We start from the raw sequence: 16,259 nt of genomic DNA on the forward strand, positions 1-16,259 counted from the left end.
GCAAATCCAAACAGGTAATTCGTTAATGAGCTGAAGATGGCCTCGCAGAGGGCCTCGTCGTCGCCTCAGAAGTAGCTCCGGAGGCGCTCCTACGATCTGATGCTCGACTAACAGCATCATGGGTTAATCGTCGCCGCCCGTTGCGTGGCCGTCCGTCGCCTCCGGTAGCAGTCGTCAGTTATGAACCAGCATGCGCCTTCTGGGATTGGGTGAAGGGGCCGTTGCAAAATCTAAAATCTAGTAGTAAGATTATCTTACCACCCGATTCGGGGCACTGACAAGGCTGACGTATGACGCAACTTGAGCTTGAAGAACTGTTGATCGTTGCGGTGACCAACGTTCAGAAATCGAGCGGTCGCGAAGAAACGAATGTAACCGCGGAGACGGTGCCGCTCGATGAACTTCCGGGCTTCGATAGCCTTAACGGCGTGGAAATCACGGTTGACGTCATGGAGCAGCTCGAGTTGCCGTTGGAAGCGAATAACATTTTTGTCGCCGACGACAAGCCTCTCTCTATCCGGGACGTCGCGAAGATGCTTTCTGCCATGCACCCGAAGCTGAGCGGGCCGATTGGAGTCTGAGATGTCCATTGCGGAAAGGTTGAAGGAAGCGCGAGAGATTGCTGGGCTCTCGCAGGGCCAGGTCGCGAAGCGACTTGGCATGCACCGCCCAACCATCAGCGAGATTGAAGCGGGGCGGCGCAAGGTTGCAGCGGATGAGCTTGATCTATTCGCGGAGCTCTACGACGTTTCGGTCGAGTGGATCGTCAATGGTTCTGTGAAGGATGAGGCGGCCGACGCCCGCATGCTGATGGCAGCCCGGGAGCTCAGCAAGATGTCCGACCAGGACCTCGATCGCCTGATGAATATGTTGCGGATGCTGCGAAAGGGCGAGGACAAGTAATGTCGGACAAAAAGTCGCTATTCACTGCGGCGGTTGCGAAAGCGCTGCAGACGCGCAAGCGGTTGGGCATCTCACTGGAAGACGCTGTATCGCCTCTTGATGCGGCAGAAAAACTCGGCGTCGAAGTTAGGCTTGCCGATCTTCCTTCCATGGAAGGAATGTACGTTTCTGGCGGCAGACCGACAATTATCCTGTCAAGTATGCGTCCATTCGGGCGACGCAACTTCACTTGTGCACACGAACTCGGTCACCATGCGTTTGGCCACGGCGAACAGTTTGACGAACTCACTAGTGATCGTTCGTACGGGCGCGCGACCGATACCAAGGAATTCCAGGCCGACACTTTTGCTGCGTTCTTTCTGATGCCTAAAAGCGCGCTTGAAAACGGGATGTTGCGTCGTCAGCTCCGCTACGACACGCTCGACCCAATCACCGTGTATGGGTTGGCTAACTGGCTTGGCGTCGGGTACGCGACGCTCGTGAATCATATGGTGAACGGTATAGGGGCTATTTCCCGTACGGTCGGCGATCGTTTTCTTCGCAGTGCTCCGCGGGATATACGGCAGCAACTCGTTGGCACACCGTCGGCCGCCCAGCAAATCATCTTGGCTGACCAGCACTGGCGTGGCCGCTCCGTCGATTGCGAGGTTGGTGATCTGATTCGCGTCCCTCAAAACTGTCGCTATGAAGGTGCGCTTGCTGCTAGCGAGATCGCAGGCTTTGCGCAAGCGTATTCACCAGGTATTTCGCGTGTTGTGCACGACGACACTGGCTGGAGCGCTTTCGTCCGAACGTCCCCAAAGAACTTCAAGGGGCGCGCGTGTTTTCGTTTCGAAGAGGAAGCAGACGAATGATCAAGCCGCTTTTCAAATCGGCGTCCAGCATTTCTGAAGCGTGGGCGGAAGTTTTCCTTTCTACCATGGAAAAGGGCGGAGCAACCCGTCATCCGGTTGTAGTTACGATTGACGGACTCCAACACAACCGCGAAATCGAAGTACCGTCGATCAGGACGCGTCTCGACACTGAACTGATAGCGTTTTCTGAAAACAAGTGCAACACCGTCGCGAATACCATCTTCCCGATGTCCATGTGGAATCCGCATCTGGACGATAACGCTGACGCGCTTTTCCGGCGCTATGAGCGCGCGTGGCCAGGGATTAAGAAGTGCCCTGCGAACAAGTACGGCGTGTACTTTCGACGCCTCACCGCCTATCAGCCAAATGGTGTACAGAAGCCGGTGAACCAGATCGAATCTATCATCGACTCATACAAGCGTGGCAATCACCGCAAGAGCGCGTTGCAGGTCTCCGTCTTCGACCCGACGCGGGACCACACAGATCAGCGGCAGAAGGGCTTTCCCTGCCTGCAGCAGGTCTCTTTTACTCCGCTTGAGAATGGACTGCTGTCGGTCACGGGATTTTACGCGACGCAATACCAGTTTGAGAAAGCGTACGGCAATTACCTTGGACTCTACTGGCTGGGCAAATTCGTCGCAGCGCAGTTGGATATGACGTTGTCGCAAGTTGTCTGTTCGGCTGCAGTGTTGTCACGCGGGAACCCTCAGGCGCATCAATTGCAGCCGCTGGCATCTGACATTCAAAACATTCTTGCAGAGTTGCGCGCGCAGCCGAAAAACCAGACATGAGCAAGAAGCAATACGTGCAAAATACGAAGTCCAATGACGCGCCAAAGTCGCGGAATAGCACCCGACGTCCGACAGTTTTTTCAACCTTGGCGCCGGCAGTACCAACAGAAGTATTCGACTCATATTGGCGGTTTGCGGCGCTGCGTCAGGATGTCTTTTTCGCGCGATTCGAGGGCCTTTCAAGGCCTTGGTCGAAAGATGCGATTCTCAACGAGTACAAGTTCACCAATGCATATCGGGCGTCCGACCGCGTTAGTCAGTTCCTGATTCGCCATGTTATCTATAACGGACCTCAGGAGCCCGATGAGCTCTTTTTTCGAATACTGCTCTTCAAGCTCTTTAACAAGATCGAAACCTGGAAGCTGCTCGAATCGACTCTTGGCGAAATTTCATGGAATACATATCGATATTCGGACTACGATCGTGTTCTCGCAGAAGCCATGTCCGCAAAAGCGACGATCTATTCCGCCGCATACATCATGGCGTCGGGTCATCAGATATTCAATGTCGGCCGCAAACACCAAGGTCATCTGAAGCTTCTGGAGCTTATGCTTAACGACGCTGTTCCGCAGCGGATAGCTGAGTGCGCAAGCATGCGCGACGCGTTCGAACTGTTGCGATCCTATCCGTTGATCGGGGATTTTCTTGCGTACCAGCTTGTGACAGACCTGAACTACAGCGAGCTTACGCCCTTTTCTGAAATGGACTTTACGATGCCGGGGCCGGGCGCACGGGATGGGATTCGCAAGTGTTTTAGCTCCCTTGGTGGTCTTTCCGAAATCGACATCATTCGACTTATGGCAGACAGGCAGGAGCATGAGTTCGATAGGTTGGGGTTACGATTTCGGGATCTTTGGGGGCGGCGACTCCAGTTGATTGACATCCAAAATGTTTTCTGCGAAGTAGACAAGTACGCAAGGGTCAAGCACCCGTCAGTGGCTGGGGTTTCTGGCAGAACACGGATCAAGCAGAAGTTCAGGCAGACAGAGGATCCGGTCCAGTACTTCTATCCGCCGAAATGGAAGCTCCAGTTGCCGACGATGCCGCTTCCACAAGTGCGAAGCAAACAACAGGGTGCATTATTCTGAGGGGAGGCGCGCAGTGCTATTTTCAACTTATCAACAAGAAGCGGAAAAAACGGATCAGACGGAAGCGCGGAATGCTGACATGATGACCGGTATCATGGTTCCTTTGCTTGGCCTTGCTGGGGAGACAGGCACTCTGCTCACGGAATATAAGAAGTATCTAAGAGATGGGGCGGCATACAGAATCTTTAATGAGAAAATCGCGGAAGAGCTTGGAGACATCCTTTGGTATGTGTCGACAATTGCTACGAAGCAGGGGCTCGATCTCGAGTCGATCGCCCGGAGCAACCTTGCCAAGGTTTCTGATCGGTGGCATGAACACAGCAGTCCGCTATTTGGTCCCAAACTGTTCGACGATGGACGACAAGAAAGCGAACAGTTTCCTCGACGCTTCGACGTGGTTGTGAATACGGTAGTCGATGATGACGGCAAGGAGCGCGTCCTGCTGTCCTTGAATGGGGAGCCGCTGGGTGACCCGCTTCGGGATAATACGTACGAGGATGACGGATATCGGCTGCACGACGTTTTCCATCTGTCGTACGTTGCGGTCCTGGGGTGGTCTCCGGTCATGCGCAAACTGTTCGGAAAGAAACGAAAGACGGATCCTTTGCTTGACGAGAACGAAGACGGGGGGCGCGCCCAGGTCATTGATGAGGCGATTTCGGCGCTGGTGTTCGAGGAGGCCAGAAAAACTTCTTTCTTCGCAAATGTTCAGGCGCTGGATTATGAGTTGCTGCGCACGATTAAGGGATTGACGACACGGCTCGAGGTTGGCCGGTGCTCGGGGAAACAATGGGAGGTCGCAATACTGAGTGGCTTCGAGGTTTGGCGTGCTTTGCGCAATCGACGAAGCGGTACCATCTGTTGCGACCTCATCGCAGGAACGATCAAACTGATCTGACGGGTATGGCGGCATCGCAAGCGATGTCTAGCGAGTGCTGTCATCATGGGGATGACAGCACGAATCTTCGCTTTATGGAATCCTGTGATAAACCCACCGTTAGTGGGAACGCTGGACCGGGGAAACCACAAGGTTCCTTCGGAGCAACTCAACTTGGAATGGGCTTCGGTAGTATCGAATGCTTCTTGTTACCTTCGACGGCCGACAGTAGCGTCAAGGCATTGAAGAAGAAGATCATAAGGGCCCCGTCTGATCCGGTCGAAGCCCTTTACGACCCCGTGGATCCAGGTTTGCCCTGGGTTGCCGAACTTGGACAACCTGATCGCGTAGTTTCCCTTTTCTTCGTCGCCAGTTCCGTCGTTCGCAATTTCGATCGTTCCTAGGTGGCGACGTCGCGACACGTCGCCACCGGGCAGCAGTTCAATCGTGACCCGGATCATTTTTTTTGCCGTTCAGTTGTATCATCGCGAGAGTCTAGCGAAGTAAGACGGGAATGTCATCTGCCGTCGGCTGTAGACCGAGGTGGATTTATTGATCATCTGATGCTGTCTACGAAGCGCTGATAAGTACAGCCTGGGCTTTTCGATTTCGTCACAACCTGAGCTTCGTGAAAGCTGCGCAGACAAAGTGTCCCATCAACGTGCACCCATCGCTTATGTAGCAAACAAGGTTGCCGGTGTTCACTACGACACCTCTCCGACGGGGCGTCTTAACGAAGCCAAGATGCGTGCCCTCGGTGAGTTGATGGACCGCTTTCACATTCGCGCGGAAGGCGGATCGCTACTCTTGTACTCAGGTCCCGCGCCGGCGAAACCGAACCGACGGGCTTCAGAACGAGCCTGACCTATCGGCGGAGTGTTCTTGGGTAAGCGGGCATCCCCTCATTGAGGAATTCCCTGTGGGACGGCCCCGAGGGATACTATGGAATTCCGACCCGGATCAGGCTCTGTGAATTGAGGCGTCGGCGCCGGCAGGCTTTAATCGGACCGTGTTGGAAAATGCTTTGCGGTATCGATGACGGTATTTCCAGCAGCAATGGTCTCGAGGTACTTCATCTTCGGGACTGCTTTAACAGAGTTGGTACTGGATATCCGATGGGGTCCGCGGAGCCGCGGCAAGTACCGGAGGTATTTTTCGGTATCCTTGGCGGTATCGTCGGTATTTGAACTAGCTGCTTCCCTGTCCAGATAAGGTTGCAGCCGTCGGGTTGACAATCGAGTGGGAGTAGGCGTTAAAAAAATCATAAAGAAATCAATGACTTGAAATTGCGCGAGAAATCCTTGCTTGCTCGAGCGTGGATTTCAAGTCTTTGAATATAATGCGATTTTTCGGCGATTCCAGAGACGGCCAAGGACGTCTGCGTCACAAGATGACGGCAAAACGGATGGTATCCATCTCATTCATTATCCGGACTCGATAATTTACCGGCAGCGCGATTCGGGCGTGACGGTAAATTTTTTTTCCAAAAACCTAGCGTGGTGCGGGTCCTCGGGCACATCGAAGGTTTGTGGTTGGTGAGGATAAAAGTTGTACCAACCATGAGAACGAGAAACGATGCTCACCGAATTTGCACACCGCAACCTCAAGCCTGTACAAGATCGTCGACCGCGACGGCATGTACGTCGCAGTATCTCCGGCAGGCACCATTTCTTTTCGATACGACTACCGCATCAACGAGCGGCGAGAAATGCTGACCATTGGCCGCTACGGTCGAGGGGCATCTCGCTGGCGTAGGCGCGGGAAAAGCTGCTGGACGCACGTCGTGTTGTCCGTGAAGGCAGGTCGCCGGCCCTGGAGATGGTTGGTGTCGCGTCGATCTCCACGTTTGTGCCGAAGGACCGGGTCCTGTCTCCATTGGAAATTCGGCACATGCGACGACGTCGCTTGCGCCGTCCGGCATCTCTTAAAGCCATGTGCTTTGACGTTTAGTCGTCCAAGCCGCCGGAGGATGCGGCCTTGATGTCAATGGCACCAGCATGGAGATGCTCAGTGCCCAGTGCCTCCTGAGGCAGCCACATGCCCGCAGACCAAACTGCTTCTAGATCTGCGGCCAGTTCTATGCCGAGCCAGGCAGCCGCCAGTCCAGCTGCATAGGTTGCACACTCGGGCTTTTCACGCCGGACCCCGTTCGCAAGCAACCAGCGGTACAACGGGAACGCCGCAGAAACGGTCGGATAGCCTGGCTCAACGGAACGGTTGAAGTCTAGGGGAATTGACAAGCCCCTCGGGTCCAGGTCGCCAAAGTACTCCGCTGAAGAAGCTCCTGTTTCATGCATCGCTTGGCGCAACGCTCGCCCAGTAAGCCTGAAGTTTTCGCCTCCGCCATAGATGACCGCCGTGTATCTGCGCGTGGTCTCGTTCCATTCCGCGAAGCTCCAGTACGTGTTGTGGTTTTCAACAACGAGTACGGGCTTGCCCGGCGTATCAACCTTGCGATACGGTAGCGGCTGGGGCACCCGGAAGCAACCGATGACGGAGAGTGGAAGTCGCCCGCTAAAGAGGAAGTCCCCGGCGCACATGTTGTCGAGCCGCTTCTCGTCGCCGAAGATTTCCAAGGAACGCTCCTTGATTGGAACTGGGGAGAATGCCCCTCGGCGTCGAAGCAGGAAGTCATTGATGGGCCGTAGCGCTGACAACTGCGATGGCCTCAACTCCGGCCAGAACCCGAGCTCTGGCGCCCAGGTCACGTCAGCATGGTTCACAGAAATCCCGGAGCGTGGTGAATTCTTCAACGTGATCCACAGTGGAAGAGCAGGCGAGCCCGCCTGTTCCCAACTTCCGCTAGCAGGCAGCGAGAGGGCGCCGTCAGCTTCCAGCTCCTTCAGCGCCCTTAGCAGCATCAGACCACGATCTGGGCTGTTCTGGACATCTGGGTACAGCGAGAAGTAGCGCCGGCGCAGTTCGTCGAGTGGCACACGCTTGCGCGGCGATGACAGTAGCGCTTCAAGGAATTCGCTCAATCTGCCAACTCCTCGGGTACGTTGTTGAGCTTCAGGTTCGCGAACTCGAGGTGCCAGCGTCTAGTTTTGTTGTTCTGCCCGGCGCGGCGCAAGCGGATGAATCGCTGGAACTCGCCGAGAGCGTTGAAGTCCTGAAGCGCCGTTGCGAATATCAACTGAACGTTCATGGCCCCGGCCAGCAGCCGTTGGGCACGCCACATGGCGGGACTGGTGGCCTTCGCGAACGGGTTGTCGAGGATGAGCGGCCCACCGGCGATGCGATGTACCTGCGCATGGTTCTCAGCCCGCAACTGGTTGATGACCAGGTACAGGAACATCGCCATGACGACGCCTTCGCCACCGGAGTTCGAAACCCGCTCAACCGGGACATACTGCTCCGTCTCCTCGATGGACATCTTCAGGACTTGCAGTCCCAGTGGACGCCCATAAACGCGTGCCACAGCGTCGGCGATGAGGTCCGTACCGCGCGGAGGGAACACGTTCGTATCAACCAACGTGTCGAGGTAGGCGCCGAGGGTCTGGCGTCGTGTTTCGACGGGCACCGAGCCGAAGTTTGCCCGCATCTTCAGGACTTGCTTGCCACCGACGTACGGGGCGCCCACCGGCACTGACTTGTCCTTGCTCGTCGCGCGATTGAGCGTTGTGATGGCTGAGCGGACGACAGCGAGCACCTCATCGACGCAGGCATCGAAGTCAGTCTGCATCGACCGCAGCGTTGCCTCGGTCGTCGCAATACGATCGTCCAGATGCTCCAGGAGCCGTTTCGCGTCCGTACACGCGGCACCGAATTCGTTGGTGACCATCTGCTGCGCAACATCGGGGTCGACCTCCCTGAACGACGGCTCCATTGCAGCTGCCTTGACGAGGTCGAAGGCCACGCGGGCCTTGCTCTGCAGGTTGCTGACGCGTTGGTCCTTTCCCATGTAGTCCTTTAGCAGCGCGTTGACCTGGCTGCTGGCGTCGGCTTCGAGAATCAGGCTGTCGGGGTCCGGCACCTCCAGGGTCATTCCCACTTGGGCGCCGATTTCCGCTGCAACGAGAACTGGGTCGGGCTTGTCTTCAAACCCCATGCTGCTGCGCAACAGCGCCTCAACTTTCCCGTCGTCCTCGGCTGCAGCGCGCTTCCGATTCGCGCGTTCCGCTGCCTGGTTCGCGGCTTCGTTGGCCACACGCATCCGTTCCAGCGCCGCAGCCACTCGGCTCTCGGTTTCCACCATGAGAACGGCCAGGGCATCCAGGTCCAAAGGCTCATGAGCGGGTACTGTCGGCCCCAGGTTCGTCTTGTTTTGGTCGAACCACTTTTTCGACTCGTTGCTGACGACCTGCAGGTGCGAAGTGGCGGTTACTTGCTCTGGTCTGGCCGCCTCCAGCGCGGCGGCGACGTTAGCCAATGCCTCTTCATGGCTCACATCCAGGAAAGGAGCAAGATCCGCCATCTGTAAACCCTTGAACTCACGGGTGAACTCCCTGGCTTTGTCCTCCCGGCGCCTGCGCGCATCGTCCAGCTTGTGTGCGAGGAGCCCCAATCGCTCCTTTTCCGTGGCTAAGTAGGTCGCTTCTGCATCGCGGTAGATGCGACGCAGAGTCTCCACCGGCCGCGGGTTCTGCAGCAGTTGTTCGTGAGCCGGATAGTCCTTGTTGTAGTGAGCGATGCCCGCCCGCTCTTCGCCAGCAAGCTTGAGTTCATGGTCCGTGCTCACACGCGAGCCCTGATCGCGGTCGTGCTCAGCCTGCAACTGCTCAAGGCCCCTGTTGGCTGCGGACTTTCTCCCCTGTTCCGTGGTGATACCTTGCGCCAAGTCCGCCAGTCGAAGAACGCGCTCCGCGTGGCCGGCTTCGTGTTCGCTCTGAAACGTGCGGATTGCTGTGGAAGATAGAAGTGCTGCCTGGCGTTTCTCATCGGCTGCCTGAGCTCGAAGCTCCAACCGTTGAACCTCCTCATCCAGCTCAAGCCCCAGCGATTCGAGAGATTCCGCGCGTGCTGTCGCCGTGGCCTCGTCTTCCTCGAGGGCTGCCTTGTCGGCTCGCGCCTGTCCGAGTTTGCCGTCGCCGAATTCCTTCGCATAGGTATCGAGCTCGTGGACTGCTTTCAGTGTCTGGTCGTAGCGCTCCTGATATGCGGACCGCCGTTCATCTTCTTCGGCGATACGCAGTTCGAGATTCAGGCTCAGCCTGGCGGCAGCTTCAATGTTAAAGGCCGAATCATCCTCAGCCGGGACGACCACACGCTCCTCCAGTTGCTCCGCGGGCTCAAGGGTTGCCGCTGATACCACAACAGGACGTGTAGGCTTGCGCGCCTCCCAGGCGACGGCCCTGGCTTTTTCGAGTTCCGTGGACGCCACGCAGACTCCGAGGAAGCGGGCGGGGTCGCTGGCGACGAGCGCTCGCGCCTTGGAGGCATCCGGCAGGGCGTGTGAGATGTACTCGTTATAGGCTTTGGCCGAGCGAACTCCTGCCTGCAGAAGTGTCTCGACGACGAGTGCAACGTCGATGCTGTAGCCGGCAACCCCGGTTTCAGCAATAGCCTGCCTGGTGGCGCGCAGCTCCGCCAGGCGAACGTCTCCCAGAGACACTTGTCTTGCTGACTCAGAGACGACCTCGCGCAGGCGGGCAGGCAAGGCCGCGGACAACGGGTCGACGCGGTCCGATTCGACGGCATTCAGAAGAGCAGGTAGCTGCGCCAGGCGCTCGACCCCGGCTTCCCCTCGTGCGATGAACTCGCCGAGTGCCTCTGCCTTGCCGGCCAACCCGGCTGCGCGGACCTTCTCCGCTGCGGCGGCCTGTCGATGCTCTCGCGCCTCTCTGGTGCAGCGTTGCTGCGATGCTCGATGCAGATCACGCTCGGAAGCCGCAGTTGCAGCTTCTGCGTCCAGTCGTTCAAGTGCCTCCGGAGTTTTCTCATCGGGTCCGAGAAAGGTCCCATCCACTTCAAGCGCTTGCCTGCGACGTGTATAGGAGTCTTGGGCCGCCTGGAGCTTCGACTGTTCTCCTACCTGGCGAAGCTCGTCAGCTTCGGCTTGATCCCGTTGCTTGCGAAGGGCCGTTCGTTCTGCCTCCCGCGCGGTAGCTCGCTCATCGAGCACCTGGAGCGCCCCCTTCAGTCGCTGCTCTTCGTTGAACAGCGCCCGGCGCAGCAGTGCCCCTTGAATCTCGACGTGGTCCTTGGTCGGCTTGAGATTCTCGCGCTCGGCTTCGGCTAGTGCGTCAAGCTCTTTGAGCTCGTCGTCGATGCCGACGATTTCCTTTTGCAGTCGTGCCGCTCGAATGAGCTGTTGGTTCCGCTCCAACTGCTTCACCTGGCCATCGGCCCCCTCCTTGCATGCCTTCGCCAATGCGCCGCGCTTCTGGTGCCAGGCCCAGGTAACCGCGGCCTGCTCCTTCGTATACGCGGTCGAGTCCGCAAGTGCAAGTGAGGCCAGTCCTCGCTGGGTCTGCTCGAACTCCAGTTCCCGGTCGCGGTCAAGGAACAAGGAGGCGGCCCGGGCCTGCAAGGCCTGGACCATCTGAGCGCCCCGAATCAGCATCGAGCGCTGAGCGGCAAGCGTCTCAAGGTACAGATGAGCAGCCTCGGCGAAAGCGTTCAGCGATGCCCGAAACTTGGTCAGCTCATCACGACGCTTCTGGAACTGAGGCTTGCGGCGATGCTTTTCGCATACCGCAACCACCAGCTTGCGTGCCTCGTCGGCCTTCGCGGTGTCGCTAGTCAGGTGCAGGAACTTGCGTAGGAACTCGCCTTCCGTCTTGAAGTCGAGGAAGCCCGTGTCGAAACCGCCTTCTTGGGCCGAGAAGTTGACCTGCATGCGCAGCATGTCCAGGTCAATGAGACGCTCGTCTTTCAGATGCCGCTGCCACTCCGCCTGGCGGTTGTGGCTGATGAAAACGTCACCCGGGTATTTTTTCTGCTGCGCATGTAGCCAGCGAGAATACTCCTGCATGGAGGGCGGTGCGGGCTGTGCCAGACCAGGGGCCGGAATGTCCCCGAGGCCGAGGTCGGCGTGCTCCTCGAATGAGAAGAACATGCGGTCGACCTCCGGTGGCTCGGTGTGCGACCTTACCGCGACCGCCTGACCGGTCACCAGGCGGTAGGGCTTGCCTCCTGCCATTCTGGACGGCATGAGCCATTCAACGATGATGAAACCCGGCGCGCCATCGTGGGTGAAGTACTGAGAGAACGTGTTGTGTTTGCTCTGGATGTGCTTGAGGAACCTTTCTTGAGCTGTCTCGAAGCATGAGAACACAAGCCCGATGAGCGTGGTTTTGCCGCCGCCGTTCTCCAGGTTGATGAGCGTGTCGGTGGGTTGACCGCTGTCCGGGTCGGTTAGCTCAAAGGTATTTCCGTCGTACCATGCGGTGCGGTAGCCGCAGTTGCCCAGGTGGATGCGGGAAATCTTCTGCATGGTTACACCGCCTTGCGCCCGGTTATAGCCAGTTGCGCCATCTCGTAGAGCCGCCGTAACGCTAGTTCTCGCAACTGCACACGCAGCCGAAAGGTGGGCGTATAAGTCGCAGCCGCTTCGTCTTCCGCGTCGCGGTCAAGCCGGACAAGCCCGTTCTGCGCCATCTGGTTCAGCGCAATCTTGATGACGCCGACGACCGAGGCATGCGACGCGCGCTGACCGGTCGGGATTGCTACTGGTAGTGCTGAAATCGTCTCCCAGCCAGGAGCGAGTTCAGGTGGCACGTCGGGAGGAATGTCAGATGTCTCCTTCAGACGCAGCGCCAGCGCATAGAGCGTGTCACGGCAGGCGGCCACCGATGCCGGGGGCGGGGAGTAGTTGTCGTCGTCCAGCCCATCAGTCGTTGGGAAGAAGACCGCGGAGATGGCGATGTGCGCAAGCACGAGCGCGGCCTTTTGGTCTGGAGTCATGCCGCTGCGGATATCCGTGAGACGCACTGCGAAGCGGCTCTCCTTGGTGGCCGGAACCACGATGAGCCCACGCTGCTCGCTCAAGTCGAGAATCTGCAGTTCCATGCCGGCCGCGACATCCTCGACGTACCGTCTGAATGTCGGGTCCGCCCTGCACAGGGCAAGCAGTTCGCGGTACTCCGAGTCATTGATGGGCGATAACGTCGTGTGCAGCGCCTTGTAGGTCAGTCGCGCGGCGTTGCGCACGGTAGGTTCTGTATTCATTCTGACTCTCCTTGGGGAACGAACTCGAGAGTGCTGCCCTGAGCGATGTCGAGATGGAAGGTGCCCCCCGTGAGCTCGACGCTTACGTCCCTGAACTCGCTCTCAGATCGCGCGAACGAGCGGAACAGGATAAGAACGAGGCACCGTCGCGTCGTCCGGTCCAGGCCTTCGTCCTCGGCGGCATCCAGCAATTGGTCGATGCGCAGCCGTTGGCCGGTGGAGAACTTGCCTGCCAGCCAGTCATTGGCGCGCTGTACGAGTTCCTTCGAAAACTGGTCGGGCAACGGTTCGAGTTTCTCAATCGAGCCTGGATCAGTTTCGACCTCTGTATCTTCCCCACGCTGCTCCAGTAGCAGGGCGAACACGGAGTTCAGGTCGTATACCCTCGGCCAGACCGATGGGTATAGTGCACTGATGAAGACATCCGCCTCTGCCGAGAGTACCCGGGTCGGAAGGTTGACAAGCTGCGGAAGGAGTTGCGGCTCAAGGTCCGGTAGACCGGTGGGTTTGCGTGCACGGAAGACCGCGCGCTGCGCTTCGATGAAACGCTCGGGCGCTACGTTGATATCGGTGACAAGCTGTAGTCGAATGAGGCTGGCGCTACGGATGGTTTCCTTCAACTGCACGAGACTCGCGCGCGTCTTCGGCTCATCGGCGCCAAGCAAGGCCTCTCCAACGGCTTCCTCCATCCGGGCGTCTTCGATTTGACGCTGACGAACGTGCGTCCGCGCTTCGTCGAGCTGCCCGGCCACGTCGCGGCTCCAGTTGACGCTGCCTGGCGCGCGATAGGTTTGATAGAGCCGGTCACGAATCAGTTGCCGGTACTCGATGGAGTACTTCCGGGCTCGCCGGGCAATCTCGACGGCTGCTTCGAACCGGCCGCGGCGCACGAGCAGGTCGAGCATCTTCTCCATCAACTCTTGCGAGTCCTCCGGCGCGAGGTCGAGCATCCCCAGGTAGACGAGGTAGCCTTCGGCGGTGGGGCGGTAGCGGTAGACGTCATCAGCGTCCGGTTCGAAACGAACCAGTCGGTATCGGATCGACTTGGTCGTGCCTGTGGACGCGTCGAAGAACTCTGCTGTGAACTCCTTGTGGTTGTTGGCCTTGTTGTCGAGCGCGTCGAGGACAACTTCCGCGATGCGGCGCGCTTGAGACGACGTAAGGGCAGGCTTCATGCGACCGGCGACGTACCCCAGGTGAATCACAACCTCGACTGAGGTGCTACCGCTGGAGACCGTCGTCGCTTCCATCATCAGGTCAAGGGCGGACAACGCGAGGTAGTGAGTGTCGATGCCGTGGAACAGTGTCCTGTCCGCTCCGCCTTCGTCACCAAGCATCGTCTTGTAGCGCTCGAGCTGGAAGATGGGCCTCAGGAGTAGCAGGTTGCGCTGCTGGCGCGATAGGTCAAGCAGGTCTGTGGAGCCGCCATCCAATCGCACGCTGTCCTTTGCGGATGCCTGCGGCCGAGGCTCCGTCGGAACTATCTTGCGCGACGCAAGGTCCTGTTCTGAGTCTAACGATGGCGCCTCCTGGTGCGGCACGGCTTCCTCCTAAGAACATTTAATAAGTGTATGAACAAAAGGAAGATACGCCTACGTTCGATGCCGCGGAAGACGCGCCGGGTTGACGTGGCGCATAGAAATGAACACGCGCTCGTTCAGGCATTCGTCGCGGAATCGCTCGTTGAAGCTGTCGGTGTAGGTGTGTTCCACAGAGTTGCCGGCCGGATGAACGACGGCGTAACGGTAACGCCCACTTCCTAAGTTCATGCATCCAGCACCTTATCAGCGAACCCCGGGCCATTGTTCGGCGTGATGGAAGCGGGAAGCCGCGCATCTCGCGTAACCGTTCAAGCACCTGCTTAACCCGCAGACCCGGCAAGAATCGTCGACCTCGATAGCTAGGCATTTATGCGTGTAATCGTCAACCACGTTCAGACAGCGAAAGCGCCGACCAAAGGCCAGCCCGTCGCTGACGAAATCCAGACCAGCTTTGGTTTGGCCCCGATTGGCACGGGTCGCGGCTTGCGCTCGAGCCGCTTGGCCAATTCCACTGAGAGCGGTAGAAATGCTATCTTCGTGATACATTAATCATGTATAGAGACTCACCAAGATAGCAAAATGCCGACCCCTCACGCTCCCTCAGCCGGCGTCCGGCGGGCGCTGCGCAAATTAGGCGCCGATATTCACGACGCACGCCGCCGCCGCCGGCTAACCATGGCGGTGATTGCCGAGAGGGCCTTCACGTCGAGAGCGACTTTACAGCGCGTCGAGGCGGGTGATCCGAGCGTGAGCATCGGCATCTACGCGGCCGTGTTACAGGCGCTTGGGCTTCTGGATGGATTGCTGGAGGTTGCCGACGCCGCCCGGGATACAGTGGGGCAGTCGCTGGCGACGGCCGCTTTGCCTCAGCGTGTCCGGATGCCCCGTGACGGAGGGAAGGGTGACCATGGTTGATGTCGAGGTATATATCGATCTCGACGGCGCGCCGCGCCCGGTAGGGCTGCTCAGGCGCCATGCGTCGCGTCGGGAAGAAACGGTCACGTTCGAATATGACGAGACTTGGCTGGCCGACGTCGAGCGCTTTTCGATTGAGCCGGCGCTGGCGTTGACGCGGGGTGTCTTCCCACCGCCGCCAGACCAATCCATCTTTGGTTCGATTGGCGATTCGGCGCCCGATACATGGGGGCGCCGCCTCATGCAGCGCGCGGAGCGTCGACAAGCCGAACGTGAAGGACGGCGCGTCCGCACGCTTGGTGAACTGGATTATCTGCTGGGCGTAGCGGATGAAACGCGCCTGGGCGCGCTGAGATTCCGCTGGAGCGGAGACGATGAATTCCAAGCGCCCGTGCCCGCCGGTGTCCCCGCGCTGATCGAGCTGGGGCGGCTGTTGCAGATCACGGAGCGCATCTTGAGGGACGAGGAAACCGATGAGGATCTGCAACTGATCTTCGCGCCCGGGTCATCACTTGGTGGCGCGCGTCCCAAGGCATCGGTTATCGATCAGTATGGCCATTTGTCGATTGCCAAATTCCCGAAGGAGACCGACGAATACAGTATCGAGGCGTGGGAGGAAATCGCCCTTCGTCTGGCCGAACGCGCTGGCATTTCCACCCCGCATTTCCTTCCTCTCTGCCATGTCAATGACAGGATCGCGGGACGGCCAACGAGGCAGCTATCCCGAACTGGTTGATGCACTGACGCAACACGGTGCGAAGGCGCGGGCCGATGCTGCGCAGTTGTATCGTCGCGTGACCTTCAACGTACTGGTTTCCAATGTCGAGGACCATTTTGCGAAGGCGCGGGCCGATGCTGCGCAGTTGTATCGTCGCGTGACCTTCAACGTACTGGTTTCCAATGTCGACGACCATTTGCGCAACCACGGTTTCCTCTGGGCCGGCCGCGATGGCTGGGTATTATCACCGGCCTATGACCTCAATCCCACGCCAACCGACGTCAAGGCGCGCATCCTGACGACTAACATCGATCTCGACGAGGGAACGTGTTCGGTCGGCCTCCTGGAAAATGCGGCGGAGTTTTTCGGCTTGTCGCTGAAACAGGCTCGGGCCACGATTCGTGAGGTGGCGGACGTGACCCAGACATGGCAAGCAGTTGCCTAGGAGGTTGGCTGCAGG

Annotated in this window: 13 protein-coding genes and 2 pseudogenes; 10 read left to right on the plus strand and 5 right to left on the minus strand. The window is 58.4% G+C overall.

Translation table 11 applies throughout. From position 1 onward, the window contains the following. The first annotated feature begins 290 nt into the window (after positions 1 to 290). The 7 genes and pseudogenes from U5775_RS22370 to U5775_RS22400 form a co-directional block, all read left to right on the plus strand. Positions 291 to 581 carry a hypothetical protein gene (locus U5775_RS22370; protein WP_011488075.1) on the plus strand — a complete coding sequence of 97 codons (291 nt, stop codon included), beginning with the start codon at positions 291 to 293 and terminating at the stop codon, positions 579 to 581. Between the two features lies 1 nt (position 582). Continuing rightward, entirely contained in the window at positions 583 to 903 is a 321-nt protein-coding gene (locus U5775_RS22375; RefSeq protein ID WP_011488076.1) for a helix-turn-helix domain-containing protein, read from the plus strand. Then, positions 903 to 1,757 carry an ImmA/IrrE family metallo-endopeptidase gene (locus U5775_RS22380; protein ID WP_322060275.1) on the plus strand — a complete coding sequence of 285 codons (855 nt, stop codon included), beginning with the start codon at positions 903 to 905 and terminating at the stop codon, positions 1,755 to 1,757. Before U5775_RS22375 ends, U5775_RS22380 begins: the two co-directional genes overlap by 1 nt. Beyond that, positions 1,754 to 2,548, plus strand: coding sequence for a hypothetical protein (locus U5775_RS22385; protein ID WP_322060276.1), 795 nt, complete (start codon positions 1,754 to 1,756; stop codon positions 2,546 to 2,548). The genes U5775_RS22380 and U5775_RS22385 overlap by 4 nt, the downstream gene beginning before the upstream one ends. Beyond that, a complete protein-coding gene (locus tag U5775_RS22390; RefSeq protein ID WP_322060277.1) occupies positions 2,545 to 3,636 on the plus strand; it encodes a nucleotide kinase domain-containing protein in 1,092 nt (363 codons plus the stop codon). The genes U5775_RS22385 and U5775_RS22390 overlap by 4 nt, the downstream gene beginning before the upstream one ends. Positions 3,637 to 3,649: 13 nt before the next feature. Next, positions 3,650 to 4,534, plus strand: a complete 885-nt coding sequence (locus U5775_RS22395; protein ID WP_322060278.1) for a nucleoside triphosphate pyrophosphohydrolase family protein — start codon at positions 3,650 to 3,652, stop codon at positions 4,532 to 4,534. A gap of 1,554 nt (positions 4,535 to 6,088) precedes the next feature. Continuing rightward, a pseudogene (locus U5775_RS22400) lies at positions 6,089 to 6,331 on the plus strand (Arm DNA-binding domain-containing protein); the annotation flags it as partial. Between the two features lie 128 nt (positions 6,332 to 6,459). On the opposite strand, the gene U5775_RS22405 reads toward U5775_RS22400, so the two are convergent. From U5775_RS22405 to U5775_RS22425, 5 genes are all read right to left on the minus strand, one after another. Continuing rightward, positions 6,460 to 7,494, minus strand: a complete 1,035-nt coding sequence (locus U5775_RS22405; RefSeq protein ID WP_322060279.1) for a Wadjet anti-phage system protein JetD domain-containing protein — start codon at positions 7,492 to 7,494, stop codon at positions 6,460 to 6,462. Further along, on the minus strand, positions 7,491 to 11,891 hold the full coding sequence (locus tag U5775_RS22410) for a hypothetical protein (protein ID WP_322060280.1): 4,401 nt from the start codon (positions 11,889 to 11,891) through the stop codon (positions 7,491 to 7,493). Before U5775_RS22410 ends, U5775_RS22405 begins: the two co-directional genes overlap by 4 nt. 2 nt (positions 11,892 to 11,893) lie before the next feature. Beyond that, the gene (locus U5775_RS22415; RefSeq protein ID WP_322060281.1) at positions 11,894 to 12,625 is read right to left on the minus strand and encodes a hypothetical protein; all 732 of its coding nucleotides are present in this window, start codon (positions 12,623 to 12,625) and stop codon (positions 11,894 to 11,896) included. Further along, entirely contained in the window at positions 12,622 to 14,064 is a 1,443-nt protein-coding gene (locus U5775_RS22420) for a hypothetical protein (RefSeq protein WP_415913631.1), read from the minus strand. Before U5775_RS22420 ends, U5775_RS22415 begins: the two co-directional genes overlap by 4 nt. A 153-nt stretch (positions 14,065 to 14,217) precedes the next feature. After that, positions 14,218 to 14,394, minus strand: a complete 177-nt coding sequence (locus U5775_RS22425) for a hypothetical protein (RefSeq protein WP_322060283.1) — start codon at positions 14,392 to 14,394, stop codon at positions 14,218 to 14,220. 351 nt (positions 14,395 to 14,745) lie between these two features. Here U5775_RS22425 and U5775_RS22430 point away from each other — a divergent pair, with 351 nt between their 5' ends. From U5775_RS22430 to U5775_RS22440, 3 genes and pseudogenes are all read left to right on the plus strand, one after another. Next, complete coding sequence (locus tag U5775_RS22430; RefSeq protein WP_322060284.1) at positions 14,746 to 15,081, plus strand: helix-turn-helix transcriptional regulator; 336 nt, start codon at positions 14,746 to 14,748, stop codon at positions 15,079 to 15,081. Then, positions 15,074 to 15,316: pseudogene (locus tag U5775_RS39490) on the plus strand (type II toxin-antitoxin system HipA family toxin); the annotation flags it as partial. The gene U5775_RS22430 and the pseudogene U5775_RS39490, both read left to right, overlap by 8 nt. Before the next feature lie 316 nt (positions 15,317 to 15,632). Further along, complete coding sequence (locus U5775_RS22440) at positions 15,633 to 16,244, plus strand: HipA domain-containing protein (RefSeq protein ID WP_415913629.1); 612 nt, start codon at positions 15,633 to 15,635, stop codon at positions 16,242 to 16,244. Positions 16,245 to 16,259 lie beyond the last annotated feature (15 nt).

The organism is Paraburkholderia sp. J63 (assembly GCF_905220245.1).
GTDB lineage: Bacteria > Pseudomonadota > Gammaproteobacteria > Burkholderiales > Burkholderiaceae > Paraburkholderia.